Annotated in this window: 23 protein-coding genes and 1 other RNA gene; 7 read left to right on the forward strand and 17 right to left on the reverse strand. The window is 40.9% G+C overall.

Going from position 1 to position 24,013, the window contains the following annotated elements; genetic code table 11:
* From mraY to rsmI, 8 genes are all read right to left on the reverse strand, one after another.
* Entirely contained in the window at positions 1 to 1,083 is a 1,083-nt protein-coding gene (gene mraY / locus AACV33_RS09140; RefSeq protein WP_012551102.1) for a phospho-N-acetylmuramoyl-pentapeptide-transferase, read from the reverse strand.
* Positions 1,083 to 2,441, reverse strand: a complete 1,359-nt coding sequence (locus AACV33_RS09145; RefSeq protein ID WP_182699236.1) for a UDP-N-acetylmuramoyl-tripeptide--D-alanyl-D-alanine ligase — start codon at positions 2,439 to 2,441, stop codon at positions 1,083 to 1,085. Before AACV33_RS09145 ends, mraY begins: the two co-directional genes overlap by 1 nt.
* A complete protein-coding gene (gene murE / locus AACV33_RS09150; protein ID WP_182699237.1) occupies positions 2,438 to 3,919 on the reverse strand; it encodes a UDP-N-acetylmuramoyl-L-alanyl-D-glutamate--2,6-diaminopimelate ligase in 1,482 nt (493 codons plus the stop codon). Before murE ends, AACV33_RS09145 begins: the two co-directional genes overlap by 4 nt.
* Positions 3,920 to 3,926: 7 nt before the next feature.
* Entirely contained in the window at positions 3,927 to 5,666 is a 1,740-nt protein-coding gene (locus AACV33_RS09155; RefSeq protein WP_023604185.1) for a penicillin-binding transpeptidase domain-containing protein, read from the reverse strand.
* Positions 5,663 to 5,989 carry a cell division protein FtsL gene (gene ftsL / locus AACV33_RS09160; protein WP_012551106.1) on the reverse strand — a complete coding sequence of 109 codons (327 nt, stop codon included), beginning with the start codon at positions 5,987 to 5,989 and terminating at the stop codon, positions 5,663 to 5,665. The genes AACV33_RS09155 and ftsL overlap by 4 nt, the downstream gene beginning before the upstream one ends.
* The gene (rsmH, locus tag AACV33_RS09165) at positions 5,986 to 6,936 is read right to left on the reverse strand and encodes a 16S rRNA (cytosine(1402)-N(4))-methyltransferase RsmH (RefSeq protein WP_012551107.1); all 951 of its coding nucleotides are present in this window, start codon (positions 6,934 to 6,936) and stop codon (positions 5,986 to 5,988) included. The genes ftsL and rsmH overlap by 4 nt, the downstream gene beginning before the upstream one ends.
* Before the next feature lie 167 nt (positions 6,937 to 7,103).
* Positions 7,104 to 7,512: RNase P RNA component class A (gene rnpB / locus AACV33_RS09170), an RNA gene on the reverse strand.
* Between the two features lie 55 nt (positions 7,513 to 7,567).
* The gene (gene rsmI / locus AACV33_RS09175; protein ID WP_012551108.1) at positions 7,568 to 8,431 is read right to left on the reverse strand and encodes a 16S rRNA (cytidine(1402)-2'-O)-methyltransferase; all 864 of its coding nucleotides are present in this window, start codon (positions 8,429 to 8,431) and stop codon (positions 7,568 to 7,570) included.
* A 136-nt stretch (positions 8,432 to 8,567) separates the two neighbouring features.
* Here rsmI and AACV33_RS09180 point away from each other — a divergent pair, with 136 nt between their 5' ends.
* From AACV33_RS09180 to AACV33_RS09195, 4 genes are read left to right on the forward strand one after another with little or no spacing between them, the layout of a single operon-like run.
* Entirely contained in the window at positions 8,568 to 10,379 is a 1,812-nt protein-coding gene (locus AACV33_RS09180; RefSeq protein ID WP_182699238.1) for a penicillin-binding protein activator, read from the forward strand.
* Entirely contained in the window at positions 10,360 to 10,731 is a 372-nt protein-coding gene (locus tag AACV33_RS09185; protein ID WP_012551110.1) for a YraN family protein, read from the forward strand. The genes AACV33_RS09180 and AACV33_RS09185 overlap by 20 nt, the downstream gene beginning before the upstream one ends.
* Positions 10,732 to 10,734: 3 nt before the next feature.
* Positions 10,735 to 11,325, forward strand: coding sequence for a phosphoheptose isomerase (locus AACV33_RS09190; RefSeq protein ID WP_012551111.1), 591 nt, complete (start codon positions 10,735 to 10,737; stop codon positions 11,323 to 11,325).
* Positions 11,326 to 11,330: 5 nt separating this feature from the next.
* Positions 11,331 to 11,918, forward strand: a complete 588-nt coding sequence (locus AACV33_RS09195) for a BON domain-containing protein (RefSeq protein WP_017022633.1) — start codon at positions 11,331 to 11,333, stop codon at positions 11,916 to 11,918.
* Positions 11,919 to 11,964: 46 nt separating this feature from the next.
* On the opposite strand, the gene sspB is transcribed toward AACV33_RS09195, so the two are convergent.
* The 8 genes from sspB to zapE form a co-directional block, all read right to left on the reverse strand.
* Positions 11,965 to 12,420, reverse strand: coding sequence for a ClpXP protease specificity-enhancing factor (sspB, locus tag AACV33_RS09200; RefSeq protein ID WP_017022632.1), 456 nt, complete (start codon positions 12,418 to 12,420; stop codon positions 11,965 to 11,967).
* Positions 12,420 to 13,055, reverse strand: a complete 636-nt coding sequence (sspA, locus tag AACV33_RS09205; RefSeq protein ID WP_017022631.1) for a stringent starvation protein SspA — start codon at positions 13,053 to 13,055, stop codon at positions 12,420 to 12,422. Before sspA ends, sspB begins: the two co-directional genes overlap by 1 nt.
* 156 nt (positions 13,056 to 13,211) lie before the next feature.
* Positions 13,212 to 13,949 (reverse strand): cytochrome c1, encoded by a 738-nt coding sequence (locus AACV33_RS09210; RefSeq protein ID WP_012551115.1) that lies wholly within the window; start codon positions 13,947 to 13,949, stop codon positions 13,212 to 13,214.
* Complete coding sequence (locus tag AACV33_RS09215; RefSeq protein WP_012551116.1) at positions 13,946 to 15,214, reverse strand: cytochrome b; 1,269 nt, start codon at positions 15,212 to 15,214, stop codon at positions 13,946 to 13,948. Before AACV33_RS09215 ends, AACV33_RS09210 begins: the two co-directional genes overlap by 4 nt.
* Entirely contained in the window at positions 15,214 to 15,807 is a 594-nt protein-coding gene (petA, locus tag AACV33_RS09220) for a ubiquinol-cytochrome c reductase iron-sulfur subunit (protein ID WP_023604180.1), read from the reverse strand. The genes AACV33_RS09215 and petA overlap by 1 nt, the downstream gene beginning before the upstream one ends.
* Positions 15,808 to 16,203: 396 nt before the next feature.
* Positions 16,204 to 16,596, reverse strand: coding sequence for a 30S ribosomal protein S9 (gene rpsI, locus AACV33_RS09225; protein WP_012551118.1), 393 nt, complete (start codon positions 16,594 to 16,596; stop codon positions 16,204 to 16,206).
* Between the two features lie 15 nt (positions 16,597 to 16,611).
* Positions 16,612 to 17,040 carry a 50S ribosomal protein L13 gene (gene rplM / locus AACV33_RS09230; RefSeq protein WP_012551119.1) on the reverse strand — a complete coding sequence of 143 codons (429 nt, stop codon included), beginning with the start codon at positions 17,038 to 17,040 and terminating at the stop codon, positions 16,612 to 16,614.
* A 278-nt stretch (positions 17,041 to 17,318) separates the two neighbouring features.
* A complete protein-coding gene (gene zapE, locus AACV33_RS09235) occupies positions 17,319 to 18,425 on the reverse strand; it encodes a cell division protein ZapE (RefSeq protein WP_012551120.1) in 1,107 nt (368 codons plus the stop codon).
* A gap of 124 nt (positions 18,426 to 18,549) precedes the next feature.
* Here zapE and zapG point away from each other — a divergent pair, with 124 nt between their 5' ends.
* From zapG to degS, 3 genes are all read left to right on the forward strand, one after another.
* A complete protein-coding gene (gene zapG / locus AACV33_RS09240) occupies positions 18,550 to 19,005 on the forward strand; it encodes a Z-ring associated protein ZapG (RefSeq protein ID WP_017022630.1) in 456 nt (151 codons plus the stop codon).
* Positions 19,006 to 19,085: 80 nt separating this feature from the next.
* Positions 19,086 to 20,453, forward strand: coding sequence for a Do family serine endopeptidase (locus AACV33_RS09245; protein WP_017022629.1), 1,368 nt, complete (start codon positions 19,086 to 19,088; stop codon positions 20,451 to 20,453).
* Positions 20,454 to 20,585: 132 nt separating this feature from the next.
* On the forward strand, positions 20,586 to 21,650 hold the full coding sequence (gene degS / locus AACV33_RS09250) for an outer membrane-stress sensor serine endopeptidase DegS (RefSeq protein ID WP_012551123.1): 1,065 nt from the start codon (positions 20,586 to 20,588) through the stop codon (positions 21,648 to 21,650).
* 89 nt (positions 21,651 to 21,739) lie between these two features.
* On the opposite strand, the gene parC is transcribed toward degS, so the two are convergent.
* On the reverse strand, positions 21,740 to 24,010 hold the full coding sequence (parC, locus tag AACV33_RS09255) for a DNA topoisomerase IV subunit A (RefSeq protein WP_017022547.1): 2,271 nt from the start codon (positions 24,008 to 24,010) through the stop codon (positions 21,740 to 21,742).
* Positions 24,011 to 24,013 lie beyond the last annotated feature (3 nt).

The following is a 24,013-nucleotide window of genomic DNA, read 5'->3' on the forward strand; positions in this document are numbered from 1 at the left end:
TTAACGTACCTTCAATGTCGCTAATGCAATAAGAACCAATAACATAGAGATAATCCAAAAACGCACGATTACACGCGGTTCTGGCCACCCTTTCAATTCATAATGGTGATGAATTGGAGCCATACGGAAGATACGTTGACCACGTAGCTTGTATGAGCCAACTTGTAGAATTACAGAAAGTGTTTCTACAACAAATACACCACCCATGATAACCAAAAGGAATTCTTGACGTACTAAAACCGCTATCGTACCTAGTGCGCCACCCAGTGCTAATGAACCAACATCGCCCATAAATACTTGTGCAGGGTAAGTGTTAAACCATAAGAAACCAAATCCAGCACCGACAATCGCAGCACAGACAACAACCAACTCACTTGCTTGTGGAATATGTGGAATATGTAAGTAATTCGCAAATTGTACGTTGCCTGTCGCCCATGCAATAAAAGCAAAACCAGCGGCAACAAATACCGTTGGCATGATAGCTAAACCATCCAATCCATCCGTTAGGTTTACTGCATTACTTGTACCGACAATAACAAAGTAGGTTAGCAAAATATAAGTTAAACCAAGTTGCGGCATAATATCTTTAAAGAAAGGAACAACGAGCTGTGTTGCCGCCGTATCTTTACCATAAGCATATAAAGCAAACGCAACCACTAATGCAATGGCTGATTGCCAGAAGTACTTCCAACGAGCAATCAAACCGTCCGTATTTTTACGAACCACTTTACGATAGTCATCAACAAAACCAACGGCACCATAGCCTAGCAATACAAACATGACCGCCCAAACATAAGGGTTTGTAAGATCTGCCCATAAGAAGACAGTGACCGTAATAGCCGTTAATATCATGATACCGCCCATGGTTGGCGTACCGCGCTTACTGAAATGAGATTCAGGACCATCATCACGTACTACTTGACCGATTTGAAGGTTTTGTAACCATCGAATCAGTTTAGGCCCCATCCATAACGAAATAGATAATGCGGTAATAATACTTAAAATAGCTCGAAAGCTAAGGTATTCGAATAAACGAAAAAATGGGAAATATTGCTCTAGAAAGTTAGATAACCAGATAATCATTACTGACACTCCTTAAGAGCTAAAACTACTTCGCTCATACGTGAACTATTGGCACCTTTTACTAGCACGGTAACCTCATTATGTTTAATTAATTGTAATTCTTGCAATAAATAGGCATTTAATTCGTTACGAGACTCAAAGTGTCGACCATTGCATAATTCGCTGATCACCTTGGTATCATCACCAAACGTTATTACTTGCTCAAATTGATATGGGGCAGCATATTCACCAACTTCACGGTGAAGTGCAAGGCTTTCTTTACCAAGCTCAGCCATATTACCTAAAACCAGCCAACGACTGCCATTAAAGCCACCAAGTAAGTCCACTGCGGCTTTCATCGCAGGAACACTGGCATTGTAAGTATCATCGATCACCTTCAAACCAGAAGGTAAAACCTCAACAGCAACCCTTCCTTTTACATTTTCAAGCGATTGTAAGCCTTGTTGAATATCAGCTAATGTACAGTTAGCTTGAACAGCTAACGCCGCAGCCGCTACTGCATTTGATACATTATGCTTACCAATAATCGTGAGTGAAACCACGATGCTTCCTACCGGTGTATTCAATGTAAATGAAGAAGCACCAAGACCATTGACCTCTATATTACTTGCATGAAAGTCAGCTTGATTATTTTCTTGTGAAAAACTCAATACCGTTTTGTTTTCAAATAAATCAGACCAACGAGGCAATCCATTACTGTCTAAATTATAAATAGCCGTCGCATTTTCTTTTAGGCCTTCAAAGATTTCACCTTTTGCTTTCGCAACCCCTTCTATCGAACCAAATCCTTCTAAATGTGCCGCCGCAATATTATTGACTAAGGCGACATCAGGACGAACCAGTTGTGTGGTATAAGCGATTTCATTTTGATGATTAGCGCCGAGTTCAATAACAGAGAAATCATTACTTGGTTGAGATCGTAACAACGTTAATGGCACGCCGATTTCATTATTAAAATTACCCGCTGTCGCCAACACTTCACCAGAACGTTTTAAAATAGACGCTAACATTTCTTTTACCGTGGTTTTGCCACAGCTGCCAGTTAAAGCAATGGTAAAGGAATGGCATTGCTGATGAACATATTGACCGAGTAACCCAAGCGCTTTTTCCGTATCACTAACGATCACTTGAGGTAATAAAGAATCAACCTCATGTGAAACAAGTAAAGCAACCGCACCTTGTTCTTCAGCCACTGAGACAAAAGAATGGGCATCAAATCGCTCACCAATCAGCGCAACAAACAGCCCTTGAGCCTCAATATGTCGACTGTCAGTCGACACGCTTGAAATCGAGGTATCTACCCCATTCAAACGTCCCTGACAAATGTTCGCCACTTCATTCAATGACATTAAGATCATGATGATAGTCCTAATAATTTCTGCGCAGTTTCACGATCAGAATAATGAATCGTTTCTGTAGCAAGCACTTGATATTCTTCATGCCCCTTGCCTGCCAATAAAATAATGTCATGCTTACTTGCTTGAGAGAGAGCAAACTGGCATGCATCAAAACGCTGATGTATCACGTGTGCAATGTCTGGTTGGTTCAAACCGGCTAACATGTCTTTAGTAATCAAACTTGGATCTTCTGAACGAGGATTATCATCACTTAAAATAATCACATCAGCTTGTTGCTCAGCAATACTAGCCATCATCGGACGCTTGCCCGTATCTCGATCACCGCCACAACCAAATATACACCACAGCTTGCCTTCACAATGAACTCGAAGGGCTTGCAAGGCTTTATCTAAAGCATCTGGAGTATGCGCATAGTCCACAACCACTTTCGCATTACCTTCAGAACTGAAAAGCTCCATTCGTCCAATAACCGCGGTTAATTTAGGAGCAGCGTCCGCTAATTCAGTTATGTCGTAACCAAGCGATAGAAGAGTAGCAAAAGCGACTAAAATATTATTGGCATTAAACGCACCGATCAACGGAACAGAAAGATCCGCCGTTCCCCAATCAGAATTCAGAGATATTTGAATTCCATCCGTAGAGTAAATGACAGAAGTTGCAAACACTTTTTTCCCTGAATGAAAAGAAAGATTACCTTCGTTCAATGATACCCCGACAGCATTAGGCAATTCTTTTAACCAAGAAGCACCCACAGTATCATCGGCATTAATGATTGAATATTTAGGACGGTGAGAGGTAAACAACAGTTTTTTTGCTTCAGCATAATTTGCCATATCACCATGATAATCTAAGTGATCACGACTTAAATTAGTGAATACAGCAGCATCAAAATTCAAGGCATTAACACGCCCTTGAACCAATCCATGAGAAGATATTTCTAATGCGGTTAGCTTTGCCCCTATATTTTCAAGACCCGTTAATGTCTGTTGGATCTCTATTGGGCTACCCGTCGTATTTAACGCAGGTTTCAGATCGGTTAATAATCCATTGCCCGTCGTCCCCATGACTCCAGCTGGTTTACCAAGTAATGTGGCCCATTGAGCAATAATTTGCGATATGGTTGTTTTTCCATTGGTTCCAGTAATGCCAACCAACTGCATTTTTCTTTGTTCAGCGTGATAAAAACGCCCAGCGACCGCGCTGAGTTTTATCGATAGCGCATCGAGATAAATAATAGGGGTCTGATCGAGAAAACTAATGGTTCCCGTCTGATTAACCTCATCACTTTGAGCCAATACCGCCGATGCTCCTTGCTTAATCGCAACAGGGATAAACTGTCGGCCATCGACCGCGTGGCCTTTAATCGCAACAAATAGGCAACCAGTGGTTACTTTGCGACTGTCCAATGTCATGGATGATATTTCTACGGCTTGATTTAATTCACACCAAGGCAACAATAATTCAGATAACTGCATCATCCTTTTCCTAATTCAATACATCGATATGTTTTACGGTACTTTCGTCTGGGGCTACATTTAATATTTGTAATGCATCTTTCATCACCTGACCAAAAATAGGCGCAGCGACTTGACCCGCATAATATTCATCGCCTTGCGGTTGATTCACTATCGTCACCAGAGCAATTCGAGGATTACTTACCGGAGCAACACCCGCGGTTACCGTCATATATTCATCACTGTAGCCACCGCGAACCGCTTTACGAGATGTCCCTGTTTTCGCAGCAACTCGGTATCCAGGAACGGCCGCTTTAGTCGCTGTACCTCCAGGTTGAGTTACCGTTTCCATCATCGCTAATACCGCTTTAGCGTGTTCACGATTAACCACTTGTTTACCCGGAGTGGGTCCCGTCGTTTTCAAAATAGAAAGCGGACGATATTCACCATAAGCACCCAATGTTGCATACGCATGAGCTAACTGAATGGGAGTAACAGAAAGGCCGTAACCAAATGCAAGAGTGGCAATTTCAAAATCAGACCAACGACGGCGATCAGGGAATATACCCGTCGCTTCACCAATCAAACTTAATCCAGAAGGATCTGCCAAACCAACCGCACTGTATTCCGCCAATAGTTCTTGTAAGGGCATATTTAACGCCAAGTGCGCCACACCGATGTTACTCGATTTTTTTAAAATAGTAGTTAAGTTCGCTTTACCCACTTTAGAGCTATCACGAACTCGACTTCCACCAATTCGCATAATGCCATTACCGGTATCCACAATCGTATTTAGGTTTGCAGTGCCACTATCAAGCGCCGCTAATACGACAAAAGGCTTAACGGTTGAGCCTGGCTCTAACGTATCGGTAATAACACGATTTCGCATTCTAAAGTTTTGTAACTGACTTCTGTCATTTGGGTTGTAAGACGGGGCGTTAACCATTGCTAATACTTCACCCGTTTTAATATCAATCATGACAACAGAACCCGACATGGCTCTAAAGTCTGAAACGGCTTGTTTAATCGCACGATAAGCAATCGCTTGTAAACGTTGATCAATACTTAACGTTAATGGCTTACCTTCTTGTTTCTCTTTTAACGAAATATTTTCAACCACTCGACCATAACGATCTTTTCGCACTGTACGACGACCTGGTTCACCGGTTAGCCAGCCATCATAGCTTCGCTCCACACCTTCAAGGCCGTGGCTATCAATCCCCGTCACACCAATAACATGAGCACTGATCTCACCCGAAGGATAATACCGACGAGATTCCGCTTTTAAACCAATACCGGCGAGTTTTAATTTTCGAATATAAGCAGCAACCGCAGGGGAAATTTGACGCTGAAGATAGATAAAACGGCGTTTTTTATTCTTTTCTATTTTGGAGAGTAATTCGGTACGTTTTAAACCAAGAACATCAGCCAGAGCATGCCAACGATCAACTTCAACTAAACCGCCCGCTTTATAGATCGCGACAGGATCAGCCCACACCGCATCAACAGGAACACTCACCGCAAGTTGCTCATTATTTCGGTCTGAAATAATACCGCGAGCAGAAGGCATTGTCTTAACTCGAATAGAACGCATATCACCTTGTTTAATAAGGTTATCTGGTTCTATTACTTGAATATAAGCCGCACGAGCAATCAAAATAGCCAAAGCAAGAAAAACAAAAAAAACAATAACGCCAAAGCGCCACTGAATTAAAGTCGGTGGCGCTTTGCTTATACGTTTATTATTTGTCTTTCTACTTGGTAATTTCATCGTAGTTTTATTATGACTTCTTTATCCGGGGAGGGTCTTTCCATATCTAATTCACGTATGGAACGAGACTGCACTCGACTATGCTCTGCGAGTGCACTTTCTTCTAATATCAAATTTCGCCATTCACCATCTAAAATATCTTTCTCAAGTAATAAATTTTCACTTTTCACGGCCATTTGACGAGTATTATGAGTGATAAGAACAACACCAATAGCACTGATAAAAAGAAACATTAATAAGATCGAGTGAAAACGGCCTACACCTATTAAGTCTAGACCTATCATTTTAGTTAAACTGGATTGTGATGATGCTTTGTGGCTCATAAGCGCTCAGCGATACGTAGAACAGAACTACGCGAGCGAACATTAACATCAACTTCATTAACGGTAGGTTTAATGGCTTTACCAATAGGCTTCATTTTTGCACTGCCTAATGCTTTAATTTGGTTTTCAGTCAGAGGAATACCATGAGGAACTTGTGGACCTCTGCTTTCTTTACGAATAAAGTGCTTAACCATGCGATCTTCTAATGAATGAAAACTAATCACAGACAAACGTCCACCCTCAGCAAACACATCAAGAGCGCCATTTAACGCCGTATCAATCTCATCCAATTCACTATTAATATAAATGCGGAATGCTTGGAAAGTACGAGTCGCAGGATGCTTTTTCTCTTTAAAATTCTTAGGCGCAACATCAGAAATTAATTTAGCGAGTTGACCAGTACGAGTTAACGGCTCATTCTCTTCGTTATCACGGTAAGCAACAATACCTTTAGCAATGCGCCATGCGTGCTTATCTTCGCCAAACTCACGAATAACCCAAGTAATATCTTCAACATCGGCAGTCAATAACCATTGAGATACCGGCATTCCAGAGGTTGGATCCATACGCATATCTAATGGGCCGTCTTTCATGAAGCTAAAACCACGGTCTGCATCATCGAGCTGTGGTGATGACACACCTAAATCAAGTAAAACACCATCAATTTGTCCCACTAAACCTAACTCTTCAACATACCCTTTTAGACCCGAGAATGGTCCATGAATAATGTTGAATCGAGGATCCGTAATGGTTTTCGCTTCAGCGATTGCTTGAGGATCACGGTCAATACTGTACAAACGTCCGTTTTCACCTAATCGAGATAAAATTTGACGACTATGACCACCGCGACCAAAAGTACCATCAATATAGATACCATCAGGTTTAATCGCTAAACCATCAATAGATTCATGAAGAAGAACGGATACGTGTTGAAATTGTTCAGACATAGTGAGTATTTACTACCGTAATAATGAGAATAAGCGACTGAATTTTAGCTAGAAGTGTAAACTAAAAATACAGTGGTGTGTGTCAAATTAGTGATAATTCTAAACCAATGTAGCAGAAAGCACAAAGCCCACCATAAGACTACCGAAATAGTTTTATGGTGGGCTAAGTTAGGAGCCGACATATAAGCCGGGTTCTGTCCCGCTTGCGCGGTGGTAACCATTCGTCTAGGCCTGCAATCGCTCACAGGCTCAAGCAATCTACCCGCCCCCAAACACGAGCAATGCTATGTGAGGGCCTATTTGATCTTGCTCCGGGTGGAGTTTACCTTGCAACGCACTATTACTAGACGCCCGGTGCGCTCTTACCGCACCCTTTCACCCTTACCTGTGCTTACTTCCCTATCCCGAAGAATAAAAGAAGATTAAGCCATCGGCGGTTTTCTCTCTGCTGCACTTGTCGTAGGCTTGCGCCTCCCAGGCGTTACCTGGCACCCTGCTCTATGGAGCCCGGACTTTCCTCCCCTTCACCAGTTTCCCTAAGGACTTGAATGAAGCAGCGATTACCGAGTCAGCTCCTGAAGCGAATGATATAAGAGTCAGTTATAACTTACCACCCTTTTTCTCGATTCTCTTAATCTAAATGCTCTAAACCCCATTTGTATAGGGCATTTTTCTTCACTCCGTGTATTTCAGCCGCCATCGCCGCTGCTTTTTTAAGCGGAAGCTCTTTTACAAGGATAGAAACAGAGCGAGTTGCTTCAAATGGCAGTTCATCTTTCGCTTCACTTCTAAAGCCATGGATAAGTAAAACCATCTCTCCACGCTTGCGATTTTCGTCTTCTTTAACCCATTCAATCAACTCACCCAGTGGTGCGCCATAAATGGTTTCATATCTTTTTGTTAATTCACGAGCCAAGACAACCTGTCGGTCAGCACCAAGTACTGTCAACATGTCGTCTAATGAATCCATAATTCGATGTGGTGATTCATAAAAAATACACGTACGTTCTGCTTGTGCTATTTCTTCAAATTTATCTCGACGACCTTTACTTTTCGGGGGCAAGAAACCTTCAAAACTAAATCGATCAGAAGGTAAACCAGCAGCAGACAATGCAGTAATAACAGCACAAGCGCCAGGTAATGGGACAACATTGACATTTGCTTGACGACAGCGGTTTACTAAGTGGTAACCTGGGTCACTGATCAGTGGCGTTCCCGCATCTGAGACAAGAGCAATAGATTTACCTTCTTGTAATTTACTGATTAGAAGGTCTGCTTTATGCTGTTCATTGTGATCATGTAATGCAAACGTTTGACTAGAAATGCCAAAATGAGACAATAACCTGCCTGTATGTCGGGTATCTTCAGCCGCAATCAAGTCTACGGATTTTAAAACATCCAAAGCGCGTTGGGTTATGTCGCCTAAATTACCGATTGGGGTAGGTACAATGTACAAAGTTGCAGCCTCTACCACAGATAAATTGTGATCTGTCATTTGTTTACTATCTCTTCTGCGATTAATATAGGGAATATAAGTAGACATCACTATAATGAAAATAATATTTTAGCTGTTCGGGTGATTCGCATCCATAGTAAAAACAGCCCTTTTAAGTAGGACCAGTATATTACCCATGGCAAATATGACCTTTAGAAAGAACAGTGTAACACGCCTTGTTGCTCCTGTAGCCTTAGCGCTAACATTAGCCGCGTGTTCAAGCTCACCGACATCCCCTGAGCGTCTTGATATCACTCAATCGCCATCAGAAACAAGTTCTGCTTATATTCTAAAAGCCGATCAGCAACAAGGTAACTTACAAGCTGACTTACTTATCATGGCATTGAAGGCCGCGGTACAAGAACAGAATACAGAGCTCTCTAAAAATTTACTTACGCGTTTAGCTACGATGGATTTATCCCCAGCTCAAATCGCTGAGATTCAGTTAATAAAAGCAGAGCAACTGAAGTCACAAAATAAATACACTCAAGCGTTGCAAGAACTACACTTTGAAGCTTGGTGGAAACTAGAAAACTCACAATGGATTGAGTACTACGAACTTCGTCATGAACTGTATTTATTTAATGGCGACAATCTGAATGCGGCAAGAGAGCTCATTCAATTAGAACCTTTTAAAGCCCAAGATCAAAAAGCGCAATTATGGTCACAAGTATGGACGAATATTTCATCACTAAATAGCGCAAGCCTTCAAGCAATACAACTTGACGAAAAAGAAAACATTCTTCATGGTTGGGTCCAATTAGCAACCTATTCAGACACACTAAAACATTCTCCTGTTCGTTTGCAGCAAGCATTTAAAGACTGGTTACAAGCAAATCCAATGCATCCTGCAGCGACTTACACTCCACAAGAAGTATTAGATATATTAGCATTAGATATTGTTCGCCCAGAGCATGTCGCTTTACTTCTTCCTTTGACTGGTCGCTTTGGACCACAAGGTATGCGTGTACGCGATGGCTTTATTAATGCCATGATGGAAGATAAAGAACGTGACGATTTCACTACATTAAAAATTATCGACACTCAAGTAACCCCAATGTCAGAGATTCTTCCTATCCTTGATAAAGAGCAAATTCAATTTGTGGTTGGCCCGCTAATTCGCAGTGAAATTGAAGAGTTTCAGACCTTAAATTCAGCAGACATTCCGCAACTCGCGCTTAATATTCCAAGCGAAATTAATGTTGATAAAAACAGCTGCTATTTCACTCTATCTCCGGAACAAGAAGTAGAGCAAGCAGCCATTCACTTATTTAAACTTGGTCACAAACATCCCTTGTTTCTTGCTCCGCAAGGAAGAATGGGTGAACGTTTGAATCAAGCATTCAGTGATAAATGGTTCCAATTAACGTCACAAAAACCATCGACAAGTTACTTTGGTTCAAAAGCACAGCTACAACAAAAAGTGAACAGCGTATTTGGCCTTGAAAGCAGCCAAGCTCGTATTTACCAAATGAACGCCTTAGCTGGTATTGATTTAGAATCTCAACCACGCAGTCGTCGCGATATTGATGCGGTCTATATGATTGCAACCAGTGGTGAATTAACGCTACTAAAACCATTTATTGAAGTGGCGATTAATCCAGGTATTACACCGCCTAAATTATACGCAAGTTCACGCAGTAACAATGGACGTCAAACACAGCTAGCTGAAATTCGTGGTGTTGAATTCAGTGACATTCCACTACTGACAAATGAAAACCACAGTTTTAATGTTCAGTTTGAAAAACTATGGCCTGACAGCAGTAATGGTGAAACTCGACTTCACGCACTTGGTATGGATGCTTACCAACTAATTACCGAATTACCACAGATGAAAGCAGTGGATAATTATCAAATGGAAGGTAAAACCGGTGAGTTAAGCATTAACCAAGAATGTGTGATTCAACGAAAAATGAGTTGGGCTATTCATGGAGAAGAAACCGAATAAACGAATTAAAGGTGAATATTATGAGTTGATGGCAAAGCGCTATTTAGAGACACATCAACTCACATTCATCGAGCGTAATTTTTATTCAAAAACAGGAGAGCTCGATCTCATTATGCGAGATCGAGATTCTTTCGTTTTTGTCGAAGTAAAATACCGAGCATCTTCAAATTACGGTTCTGCTCAAGAAATGGTAACATGGCAAAAACAACGCAAGTTACAAAGAACCGCTCTCTTCTGGCTAATGAAAAATGGCCTCTCGGTTGAACACACATCTTTTAGATTTGATGTAGTTGCTATCCACTCTCAAGGTCAGGACATCAACTGGATCAAAAATGCAATTGTTGAAGGGTAAACAATGCTAGAACATATCAAAGAAAGCTTTACTGAAAGTATTCAAATCCAGATTGCGGCTGCGGAAGCACTCCCAGATCATATTATGCATGCTTCTCAAGCGATGGTTTCAACGCTATTGAACGGCAATAAAGTGCTCTGCTGCGGTAATGGTGGTTCTGCATCAAATGCTCAACAGTTTGCCTCTTGTTTGCTAAACCGTTTTGAAACAGAACGACCAAGTCTTCCTGCCATGGCATTAACGGCTGATACATCAACATTAACGGCGATTGCAAACGACTATAACTATGATGAGATCTTCTCAAAACAAGTGAGAGCATTAGGCCAACCTGGGGACATATTATTAGCCATATCAACAAGTGGTAATAGCCAAGACATTCTAAAAGCAATGGAAGCCGCCGTAAGTCGCGACATGACAATTATTGCACTAACAGGAATGGATGGTGGTGTAATGGCTGGTTTATTAGGTGAATCAGACGTTGAAATAAGAATACCATCACACCGAGTAGCTCGAATTCAAGAGGTTCATTTAGTTACATTGCATTGTATTTGTGATCTTGTTGATCAAGTCCTCTTCCCACAGCACACAGAGTAAATATCATGAAAGCCTTTAAACTAAGTGCATTGTTGCTCTCTATCGTACTGTTGCAAGGCTGTGCAGGACTATTTATTGCTGGTGCGGCTACCACTGCTTCTGTTGTTACTGACCACCGAAGCATGAAAGAACAATTATCAGATAAGAATCGCGCGTTAGAAGCGACGGGATTAGCAAATAAATCCCCTTACCAATACAACATGAGAGTAAGTGCTGTTGCTTATGACGGTAAAGTATTGCTTATGGGGCAGGCAAAAGACAAAGAGATAAATCAACAATTTGAGCAACAAGTAAAAACAATTAAAGGCGTTAAAACCGTTTATAATCAAATTCGAATTCGCCCTTTATTAACTTTCACTCAAATTAATAATGACAGCTGGATCACAACCAAAGTGAAATCGTCATTGTTAGCCGATTCTGAATTAAATGGGATTAAAGTGAGTGTCTACACTGAAGCTCAGGAAGTATTTTTGGTCGGCTTTGTCACTGAAGAGCAAGGCAATTTAGCAGCCGATATCGCACGAAACGTAACCGGTGTTAAAGGGGTTATAAAAGCGTTTGAATATGGCCAAGGCGGCAGTGTTGAAAAGTAGATAAATAAAGACATACAAAAAAGCCTGCACATATGCAGGCTTTTTTTTATTTGACGACTCGTAAACTCGGACGACCACTTGGGCGTGGTGGCTCGGGTTTATCATCAGATAGCGTATTTTCAGTTGAATCTAATGATTCTTCTTCGAAGATACCTTCATCTGCATCCATCTCATAAGCTTCTTCAGGTTCAAACATAGTCCCAGCACCATTCTCACGGGCATAGATAGCTTGAATTGCATAAATTGGCACAATGATCGAATGAGGACGACCGCTAAAACGAGCATTAAACGTTACCGCTTCGTTTCCCATTTCTAAATTACCAACAGAGTGAGGGGCAGTATTTAAAATAATCTGTCCATCTTGGATAAACTCTTCAGGTACACGAACACCATTCATAGTGGCATCAACAACAAGATGAGGAGTCAACTCGTTATCTACAATCCATTCATAAAAAGCACGTAATAAATATGGGCGACGAGGCATCATAGAACTAATATCCATTAGTTCGTTAGACGCATTTCACGTTCAATTTCAGTTAAAGATGCTAGGAATGAATCTCGTTCAAATACACGATTCATATACACTTTCATCTCTTTAGAACCCGGACCAGATAACTCAATACCCATAGAAGGTAAACGCCATAACAGCGGAGCTAAATAACAGTCAACTAAGCTAAATTCATCACTCATGAAGTAAGTGTACTCAGCGAAGATAGGACCTAACATCAATAAATCATTACGCAATTTAGCACGTGCCGCTTCTGATTCTTCAAAAGTACCAGTAGCAATGATCTTAGCCAATGAGTACCAGTTAGTTTCAACACGGTGCATCATCAAACGACTATTACCACGAGCGACAGGATAAACAGGCATCAATGGCGGATGAGGAAAACGCTCATCTAAATATTCCATAATGATGTTTGAGTTATATAGTGCAAGCTCGCGGTCAACTAATGTTGGAACCGTTTTGTAAGGGTTTAACTCTACAAGTTCTGCAGGTAAGTTGGATGGTTCAACCAATTCAACTTCAACACTTACTCCTTTCTCAGCCAATACAATGCGTACTTGGTGACTGTACATGTCAGAAGCGTCTGAAAAAAGCGTCATTACTGAGCGTTTGTTGGCAGCAACAGCCATTGAGCCCTCCGGTATTTATCTAAGGAGCAAAAAGCACCATTTTCTGGTGCCAGTCAGCTAATTTTTTTATAACATTCGTATAAAAATAAGTAGTGACACAAAAACAATGGAGGCAGAGCCTCCATTGCATACAATTAACGACCTAGAATATCACGATTAATGGACATCGCGCCAATATTCTTTCTTAAGTAAATAACAAACAAAAGCGAATATCACTAGGAATCCCATCACCCACCAACCTAAACGATGACGCTCAAGCTGAACTGGATCACCTGAATACTCCAAGAAATTAACTAAATCGCGCACAGAGTCATCAAACTCTCCGACCGTTAACTCACCAGTACCATCAGATTCCACACCAATAACCGTTTTATGTTCAACGCCATCAACAACAGTGGTTTCATAAATAGGGGTTGTTACGCCTTGCAGTTCTTGAAGAACATGAGGCATACCGACACTAGGGAAAACCATGTTATTTACACCGAATGGACGAGTTGGATCGGCATAAAATGTACGTAGATACGTATATAACCAATCGGTACCTCGAACGCGAGCAACTAACGTTAGATCTGGTGGTGGAGCGCCAAACCAACTAGCCGCTTGTTCTTCTGGTATCGCATTTTCCATTAAGTCGCCAATCTTCGCATCTGGATTAAACACGAGATTATCCATCATTAGATCAACAGGGATACCAAGATCTTCAGCAACTCGACCGTAACGTTGGTACTGAGTAGAGTGACAACCCGCACAATAGTTCATGAACAACTTAGCACCATTTTGAAGAGATGCTTGATCACGAATGTCATTATTTGCGCTATCTAATGGCGCTCCCGACCCTGCAGCCATTGCCATTGATGGCAACAAAGCAAAAAGTACTAAAATCAACTTTTTCATTTGAATGTCACCCTTTCTGGTAATGGTTTTGTTTTTTCATTTTTACTGTAAACAAACAAAAGAACAAAGAACATAAAGTAAGTTAAGCTGAATATCTGAGCTAACAATGTATACAGTGACGTTGCAGGTAATGAACCCAAAACACCAAGAGCAATAAAGCTCACAGTAAACTGCGCAATATTAAGTAAATGCAACTTACTACGGTAACGGTACGACCTTACTTTACAGCGATCCAACCAAGGAAGAAGGAACAGCACAACAATTGAAGCACCCATTGCTGCAACACCGATTAACTTATCAGGAACGGCACGCAAGATTGCATAAAATGGAGTGAAGTACCACACAGGGGCAATATGCTCTGGCGTTTTCAGTGGATTTGCTGCTTCAAAGTTTGGTCCTTCTAAGAAGTAACCACCCATTTCAGGATTAAAGAATAATACATAGCAAAAGAAGAATAAGAAGCCAGCAACACCGATCATATCTTTTACCGTTCCATAAGGATGGAAAGGAACAGAATCAATAATGTTGTACTTCTTCGTATAATACTCATGGAATTTAAATTGAGTTTTATGTTCACCCTTGTCATCTTTCGCTTTTGGTTTTTTAAGTTCAATGCCATCAGGGTTGTTTGACCCGACTTCATGCAAAGCAAGAACATGCAGAACAACTAAAAGCAATAAGACAATCGGCAAAGCGATAACGTGTAAGGCAAAGAAACGGTTGAGCGTCGCACCCGAGATAACATAATCACCACGGATCCACAGTGTTAGGTCATCACCAATAACAGGGATAGCACCAAACAGAGAGATAATAACTTGAGCTCCCCAGTAAGACATTTGTCCCCATGGTAATAAATACCCCATGAAAGCTTCAGCCATTAACACTAAGAAAATCAACATACCAAATAACCACAACAGTTCACGTGGCTTCTGGTAAGAGCCGTAAATTAAACCGCGGTACATATGAAGATAAACCACAACAAAGAAAGCTGACGCCCCAGTGGAGTGCATATAACGTAATAGCCAACCGTAATCGACATCACGCATGATGTATTCAACAGAAGCAAATGCACCTTCTCCAGAAGGAACATAATTCATTGTTAACCAAATACCCGTAATTAACTGATTAACCAGTACAAGCATTGCTAATGAGCCAAAAAAGTACCAAAAGTTAAAGTTTTTCGGCATTGGATATTCAGATAAATGCTTTTTATAGGCATTCATTGCAGGTAGACGTTTTTCTACCCAATCAAGTAATGGTTGCATTAGGCTTCCCCTCCGTCATCAACCCCAATTAGGATACGAGTATCACTAAGGTACATGTGTTTTGGCACCACGAGATTTAATGGTGCAGGTACGCCTTGGAATACTCGACCTGCCATATCAAATTTAGAACCATGGCATGGGCAGAAGAAACCAGAGTTAACTCCTTTAACTTGTTCACTAAAACTGTCAGGTAAATAGGTAGGTGAACAACCAAGGTGAGTACAAATACCAACGGCTAAAAATATCTCAGGTTTAATTGAGCGATATGCATTTTGTGCATATTGAGGTTGCTGCTCTTCACCTGAAGATGGGTCTCTAAGTTGTCCGTCAATTTCAGTTAATGATTGCAGAAGTGCTTCTGAACGACGAACAACCCATACAGGCTTACCTCGCCATTCAACACGAACCATTTGCCCGTTTTCAAGCTTACTGATGTCGACTTCAACCGGTGCACCTGCCGCTTTGGCTCGTGCACTCGGGTTCCAAGATTTAATAAAAGGTACGGCCACCGCCGCTGCCCCTAAACCACCAACAACAGCTGTTGTTGCAGTCAAGAAACGACGTCGACCATTACTCACTGGCGCATTGCTCATCCAACTTTCTCCCATGTGCTCTTTATATAGTTTTTATTATGTCCATACATTGTCGAGCTACGGCTAACTTTTTAAGGTGTGGAACAACAGAATATTGATGTCCAAAGCTTTAAAAAAAAGCTAAGAATTTGTTCATAATTATTACGCTGTTGTTTTAACCCATAAATGATAAAGAAAACCTTACTTTTTGACAAGGTAAAGCTACTTTTTTGCAACATTTGTGAACTAGATTTACTTTTGAAGTCGAGATAGGAGAAATGATAAGAAAAGAGGAAAGGATTCAAGAACTAAAGATGTTTACACCTCACAAAAACAAAAAAAGCCCAGCATAAATGCTGAGCTTTTTCCACAATAACCAAAGTAGCTTTGAAACAAAGCCACTTGGTAAGCGTAATATTAACGCTTAGAGAATTGTGGTTTCTTACGTGCTTTACGTAGACCAACTTTCTTACGTTCAACGCAACGAGCGTCACGCGTAACATAGCCAGCAGCACGTAGTGCAGGACGTAATGTTTCATCGAATTGCATAAGCGCACGTGTGATACCGTGACGGATCGCACCAGCTTGACCAGAAATACCACCACCAGAAACAGTGATGAATAGGTCTAGTTTATCAGTCATTTCAACTAGCTCTAGAGGTTGGTTAACAACCATACGTGCTGTTGGACGACCAAAGTAAACTTCAAGGCTACGCTTGTTGATTACGATGTTGCCAGTACCCGGTTTGATAAAAACACGAGCTGCTGAACTTTTACGGCGACCAGTGCCGTAGTATTGATTCTCTGCCATTGCCATGATCCTCGGTTAAATGTCTAGTACTTGTGGTTGTTGAGCACTGTGGTTATGTTCAACGCCAGCGTAAACTTTAAGTTTACGGTACATAGCACGACCAAGAGGACCACGTGGAAGCATACCTTTAACAGCTAATTCAATAACCATTTCAGGTTTACGATCAATCAGTTTCTCGAAAGAAATAGATTTTAGACCGCCTGGGAACTCTGAGTGGCGGTAGTAGATCTTGCCAGCTGCTTTGTTACCAGTTACGCGAACTTTCTCTGCGTTGATAACGATGATGTAATCACCAGTATCTACGTGAGGAGTGTATTCTGCTTTATGCTTGCCACGTAGGCGAGATGCGATTTCAGTTGCGATACGACCAAGAGTTTTCCCTTCAGCGTCTACAACATACCAGTCACGCTTTACAGCGGCTGGTTTAGCAACGAAAGTTTTCATGCTAATGATACCCGTTATTAAATAAATTCACTGATTAGGAGCTTTCGCTCCCACTGTATATTTTCGAGCCCAGTCATCACCCCTTCGAGTGGTTGGCACTCTTGGCTATTAAGCCAGTACAGTAACGGTGGGTCGGAGGATTATAGTGAAGCGTGAAGAAAAAATCACCTTTTTTTTGAAGATTTTTCACATATCAGTAAAAAACATTAAAAAAAATGAAATTTGAGCCTTATCACACTAAATAAATACGTTAACAAAAGAAAATCATCCCATTTCGACTAAGATAAATGTTCTTTTGCTAGATACTCATGACTTTGCATTTCAATCAACCTTGACTGACAACGTTTAAATTCAAAGGTTAATCGTCCATTTTGATACAAATCAGCTAATTGGACTTCCGCTGAAATGATTAATTTCACGTTTCGTTCATAAAACTCATCAACCATGGCAATAAAACGACGAGCTGCATCATCATTGAGCTCTCCCATGACCTTAACGTTAGAAAGAAGAACCGTATGATACAAACGAGACAATTCAATGTAATCATGTTGACTGCGCGCACTTTCACATAGAGAAGTGAATTCAAAATGCACAACCCCATCTCCTTCTGCATTCACAGACAATATCCGATGATTAATTTCTATCTCTTTCTCTTCATGTTCCGTTTCTGACGTTAACTGATGGAAATAATCCAACATATTTTGTTGAGCTAAACTATCGAGAGGGAAATGATAGATTTCAGCTTGCTCTAACGTCCTTAAACGATAATCAATGCCACTGTCCACGTTAACTATCTGGCAGTGTTGTTCGATCAACGTAATAGCAGGAATAAAACGCGCCCTTTGCAATCCATTTCGGTATAACTCCTGAGGGACAATATTTGATGTCGCAACAAGGGCAATGCCTCGTTCAAATAACGCCTCTAATAATGTCGCTAATATCATGGCATCGGTAATATCAGAAACAAAGAATTCATCAAAGCAGATAATATCGGTTTCTTGTTTAAATTTATCAGCCACAATCAACAATGGATCCGCTTGTTGTTGAAGCTCACCAAGCTCATCATGAACTCGCTGCATAAACCGATGGAAGTGCACTCGCATTTTACGTTCAGTAGGCAAGGCATCGTAAAAAGTATCGACTAAATACGTTTTTCCTCTCCCCACTCCTCCCCAAAAATACAATCCTTTCTCTGGCACGACGGTCTGAGGTTCTGATTTTTTAAATACAGACAACCAAGATTTTCGTTCTGCTTTGGGTGTCGTTTTTGGTTGCAATAATCGATGATATAACTCATCCAAACACTCTACGGCGTGTTGCTGAGCACTGTCGTGATGAAATGTATCTTGCGTAAGGTCAAGCTGGTATTTTTCTAATGGTGTCATCAGTTTTTATCTTTTCTTTTGTTGATTCACTCTGTTCATAGTAGCATGATCGCAATAAACACTATGAGTGGGCTTACTCACATTTATGCCTACTCATGCATAATAAAATGACAAGGAGCACTTCATGGCTTGGACATACGCATTAATTGGTTTAGCTATTGGTATAAGTATTGGCTTTATCATTTCTCGATTTACTGTACCGGGTATTAAACAGCAAAAATCATTAAAACAAGATTTAGAAAAATCAAAATATGAATTAGAGCAATACCGACAAGAGCTGGTTGATCACTTTGCAACTAGCGCGACAATGCTTGAAGCGTTAGCAAAAGATTTTAATAAAATGTATGACCACATGGCGTCAACATCTAAAGAGCTAATGCCAAATCTTCCAGAGCAAGATAACCCATTTACCGCTCGTTTAGATGAAATGACACTTTCTCCTGAATTAAATAAGAAAGTGGCTCATATAAAAGAAGAAGTAAGCAAACAACCCAAAGATTATGCAAATGGCGCAACCGGTCTACTTAAAGATGAACCATTAATGGATATCAGCGCAAAGAAAGAAGATAAAATTGCATAATAAATAAACACTACAATGAACTTTTTTAAAGGTTTCTAAGTCTCACATATACATATTTATTATAAATGGAGTATATGTAGATGAAGAAACCTTTATTAATTTTAGGCTTACTGACGTTAACGATCAGTACCATCATCACCCCAATTCAAACTCAAGCTGCCCTTCCTCTTGCTGTCAATTCTCAGCAGCTACCAAGTTTGGCTCCGATGCTCGAAAAAATAACCCCCGCAGTGGTTAGTATTTCTGTCGAAGGGACTCAACTATCAAAACGTCAGATCCCAGAACAATTTCGTTTCTTTTTAGGTCCAGATTTCCCAGAAGAGCAAGCTCAAGAGCGCCCATTCAAAGGGTTAGGCTCTGGTGTTATACTTGATGCCCAAAAAGGCTATATCGTTACCAATCATCACGTCATTAATAATGCCAAAGAAATCCTCGTTCAGTTGCATGATGGCCGAGAATATAAAGCAGAACTCATTGGCAGTGACGAAATGTCAGACATTGCCTTATTAAAATTAGAGGAAGTTAAAGACTTAACACAGATAGTGCTTTCTGATTCAGATGATTTACGCGTGGGAGATTTCAGTGTTGCTATCGGTAATCCTTTTGGTTTAGGGCAAACCGTCACCTCGGGTATCGTCTCAGCCTTAGGACGCAGCGGACTAAATCTTGAAAATTTTGAAAACTTCATCCAAACCGATGCAGCAATTAATAGCGGTAACTCTGGCGGGGCATTAGTCAATCTTAATGGTGAGCTGATTGGGATAAATACCGCAATTTTAGGTCCGAATGGCGGTAATGTCGGTATTGGTTTTGCCATCCCATCGAACATGGTTCGAAACTTATCTGAGCAAATTATTGAGTTTGGTCACGTCAAGCGAGGGATCCTTGGCGTTCAAGGTGGAGAACTCACCGCTGAGCTTGCTGAAGCATTCGATTATGACACTAATCACGGTGCATTTGTCAGCCAAGTATTACCCGATGGCGCTGCCGAAAAAGCGGGAATAAAAGCAGGCGATATTTTAATTTCCCTGAATGGAAAAAATATTCAAAGTTTTGGGGAACTGAGAGCCAAAGTAGCCACACTTGGCGCCGGTAAAAAAATCACTTTAGGGTTAATCCGTGATGGCAAAGAGAAAACTGTTATTGCCACTCTCGCAGAAGCCGATCAAATAAAAACAAAAGCAGAAAATCTACATGAAGGACTAAAAGGCGCTCAATTAAAAAATACTGCATCGTCAGATCCGATAAAGGGTGTAAAAGTAAGTGCAATACAAAAAGGGTCAATGGCACAACGTTATGGCTTACAGAAAGACGATATTATTATTGGCGTCAATCGAACTCAGATTAAGAATTTGCAACAATTTAGACAATTACTCGACAGCAAACCGCCCGTTTTAGCTCTCAATATTCAACGTGGGAAGCAAACCTTATATCTTGTTATTCGTTAATAGGTAGAATATAAAAAGTAGGTTCTATTCTTCATTTCGATGAGCAGAGCCTGCTCTTTCTTCTCTACTTCTTGGCAACATTAATGTTATCCTAACTTCTTGTCATTTATTACTTACAAGTTTAGGAAGCCAATGCTCTCATTTTTACTGCGTTCTGCTGTAATAGGCACAGTAACTGCCGCTGTATTACTTCTTGCTTTTCCTAACCTTCGCTCAGGTATAACGCCTGAACAAGATACGAACCAACAAACACCTCGAATCAGTAACCAAATTTCATTTAATGATGCGGTACGTCGAGCTGCGCCTGCTGTCGTAAATATTTATAGCCGTAAATATAATGATAAAGATCGATTACGACTAGATACAGAAGGCCTTGGTTCTGGTGTTATTGTTAGCGATAAAGGCTACATCATTACCAATTACCATGTAGTTGCAGAAGCCGATCAAATTATTGTTGCCCTTCAAGATGGACGATTGTTTAATTCTCAATTAATTGGGAAAGATAAACGTACCGATCTTGCCGTTCTACAAATTAAAGACACCAACCTTCCAGTGATCCCTTTAAATCCGAAATATCAAGCGGATATTGGTGATGTCGTGTTGGCTATTGGTAATCCTTATAATTTAGGACAGACCACCACATTTGGTATTATTTCAGCAACGGGTCGTGCAGCTTTAAGTTCTGATGGTACTCAAGGCCTTATTCAAACAGATGCTGCGATTAACCGCGGTAATTCAGGCGGTGCGCTCGTTAATACTCGAGGAGAATTAGTCGGTATCAATACCGCCTCTTTTCAACAAGCCACAGAGCTAGAAACCTATGGGATTTCTTTCGCGATTCCTTACGCACTGGCAGATAAGATAATGCGTCGCTTAATTGCTGATGGTCAAGTTATCCGTGGTTATATAGGCATTGATGGCAGAGACATAAATCCAGCAATGGCTCGCTTAATGAATGCCGATAATATCAATGGTATTTTAGTTCTTGGGGTTGCTCCTGATAGCCCAGCTGAAAAAAGTGGTATTATGACTCAGGATATAATTACCAGTATTGATGGGCAAACAGTCACTAATCGACAAAGTGTCATTGATATTGTGACTGAATTACGTCCAGGAACTAACGTTAATGTCGATGTGATTCGAAAAGGGGTGACTCAAACTATTCCACTAATGATAGAAGAAGACCCCGCGGACTAACCCCCGCCCCCCAATAATCGAAATAAAAAAATAGCGCATTCATCATGCGCTATTTTTTATTGACGATTCAATCGCTCTATCGAGAATGCTTAACTCTCTTCTGTAGAACCATTATCACCATTGATATCAATACGAGTAACTCGCTGTAAGCCTCTTGGTAACAAACTACCACGACGGCCACGCTCACCTCGGAAGTTATCTAAATCACTTGGTTTCAAGCCTAATTTACGCTTACCGGCATAGAGGGTAATCGTTGCGCCTTGAGGTAATGGCAATAAATAAGACAAGAACTCATCACGCGATTTAGAACGAGCCGCTGGAATATTAATGATCTTGTTTCCCTTACCTTTACCTAATTGAGGTAAATCTTTGATAGGGAACAGAAGCATTCTGCCTTCGTTCGTAATTGCGAGTATCTCATCATTATCAAGATCCGATACCGTCTCTGGATTCATAACTAAGGAATTATCAGGAAGCGTTAACAATGTTTTACCATTCTTATTCTTTGATAATAAGTCACTGCCTTTACAGACAAAACCATAACCCGCATCAGAACTGATTAACCACGTTTGATCTTCTTCACCCATAACTACATGCGTAATTTGGCTACCAGCAGTAATATTTAGACGACCTGTAATTGGCTCGCCTTGGCTTCTTGCTGACGGTAATGTATGTGATTCAAGCGCATAACTTCGACCATTATTTCCGATAAAGACCGCAGGTGCATTACTCTTACCATGAGCATGAGTAAGGTATTTATCACCAGATTTAAAGTTTAGCGTTGTTGGATCAACCTCATGACCTTTTGCATGACGTATCCAACCTTTATCAGAAAGAATAACCGTAATCGCTTCACTTGGAATCAGATCACGTTCCGTCATTGCTTTCGCTTCTTCACGTTCGATTAATGGAGAACGACGATCATCACCAAACTTTTCAGCATCGGCTAAGATTTCTTTCTTAATTAACGTACTTAAACGACGCTCAGAACCCAACAGTTTCTCAAGTTGATCACGCTCTTTCGCTAATTCATCTTGCTCACCACGGATCTTAATCTCTTCCAGTTTTGCTAACTGACGAAGTTTAATCTCTAAAATGGCTTCCGCTTGAATCGCGGTTAAATCAAAGCGAGTCATTAACTCGTGTTTAGGATCGTCTTCTGTACGAATAATTTCGATAACTTCATCGATATTCAAATACGCAGCAAGCAAACCATCTAAAATATGCAAACGCGCTAATATTTTATCTAGACGATGCTGCAGACGTTTACGTACCGTGGTGCGACGAAATTCAATCCATTCATTAAGAATGCTAACTAAGCCCTTCACCTGTGGACGTAAATCCAAACCAATCATATTTAAGTTTACACGGAAACTCTTTTCAAGATCCGTTGATGCAAACAGATGATTCATTAATGGTTCTGCTTCAATACGATTTGAACGAGGAACAATCACGATACGTGTCGGATTTTCATGATCCGATTCATCACGAAGATCGTCTACCATTGGTAATTTCTTCGCTCGCATTTGATTGGCAATTTGTTCTAATAACTTACTGCCCGACACTTGATGTGGCAATGCAGTAATAACAATATCACTGCCTTCTTTATGCCACACTGCGCGCATTTTAACGCTGCCTCGACCCGTACTGTAAATCTTCTTAATATCAGAATGCGATGTAATGATTTCCGCTTCTGTTGGGTAATCTGGGCCTTGGATAAAGTTCATCACTTCATCTAAATCCGCTTTGGGATTATCCAATAAATGCACGGTCGCATTCGCCACTTCACGTACATTATGAGGTGGGATATCTGTCGCCATACCAACCGCGATTCCCATAATACCATTCAGTAATATATGAGGCAGACGTGCTGGTAAGATTTTTGGCTCTTTCATCGTCCCATCAAAGTTGGGCTGCCAATCAACCGTACCTTGGCTTATCTCACCAAGTAATACGTCGGCAAACTTAGACAGTTTTGATTCTGTATAACGCATTGCGGCGAACGACTTAGGGTCATCTGGAGCCCCCCAGTTGCCTTGACCATCAACCAATGGATAACGATAAGAGAAAGGTTGAGCCATTAATACCATTGCTTCGTAACACGCAGAATCACCGTGTGGGTGATACTTACCGAGTACATCACCAACCGTACGTGCCGATTTTTTGTATTTTGCATTCGCAGACAAACCTAATTCAGACATCGCAAAAATAATACGACGTTGAACCGGTTTTAAACCATCACCAATATAAGGTAACGCGCGATCCATGATTACGTACATGGAGTAATTTAGATAAGCGTCTTCTGTAAACTTGCGCAGCGGCAGCTGTTCAACACCTTCTAAGGACATTTCTGCACTCATTTG

Source organism: Aliivibrio sp. SR45-2, assembly GCF_963890165.1.
GTDB classification, from domain to species: domain Bacteria; phylum Pseudomonadota; class Gammaproteobacteria; order Enterobacterales; family Vibrionaceae; genus Aliivibrio; species Aliivibrio salmonicida.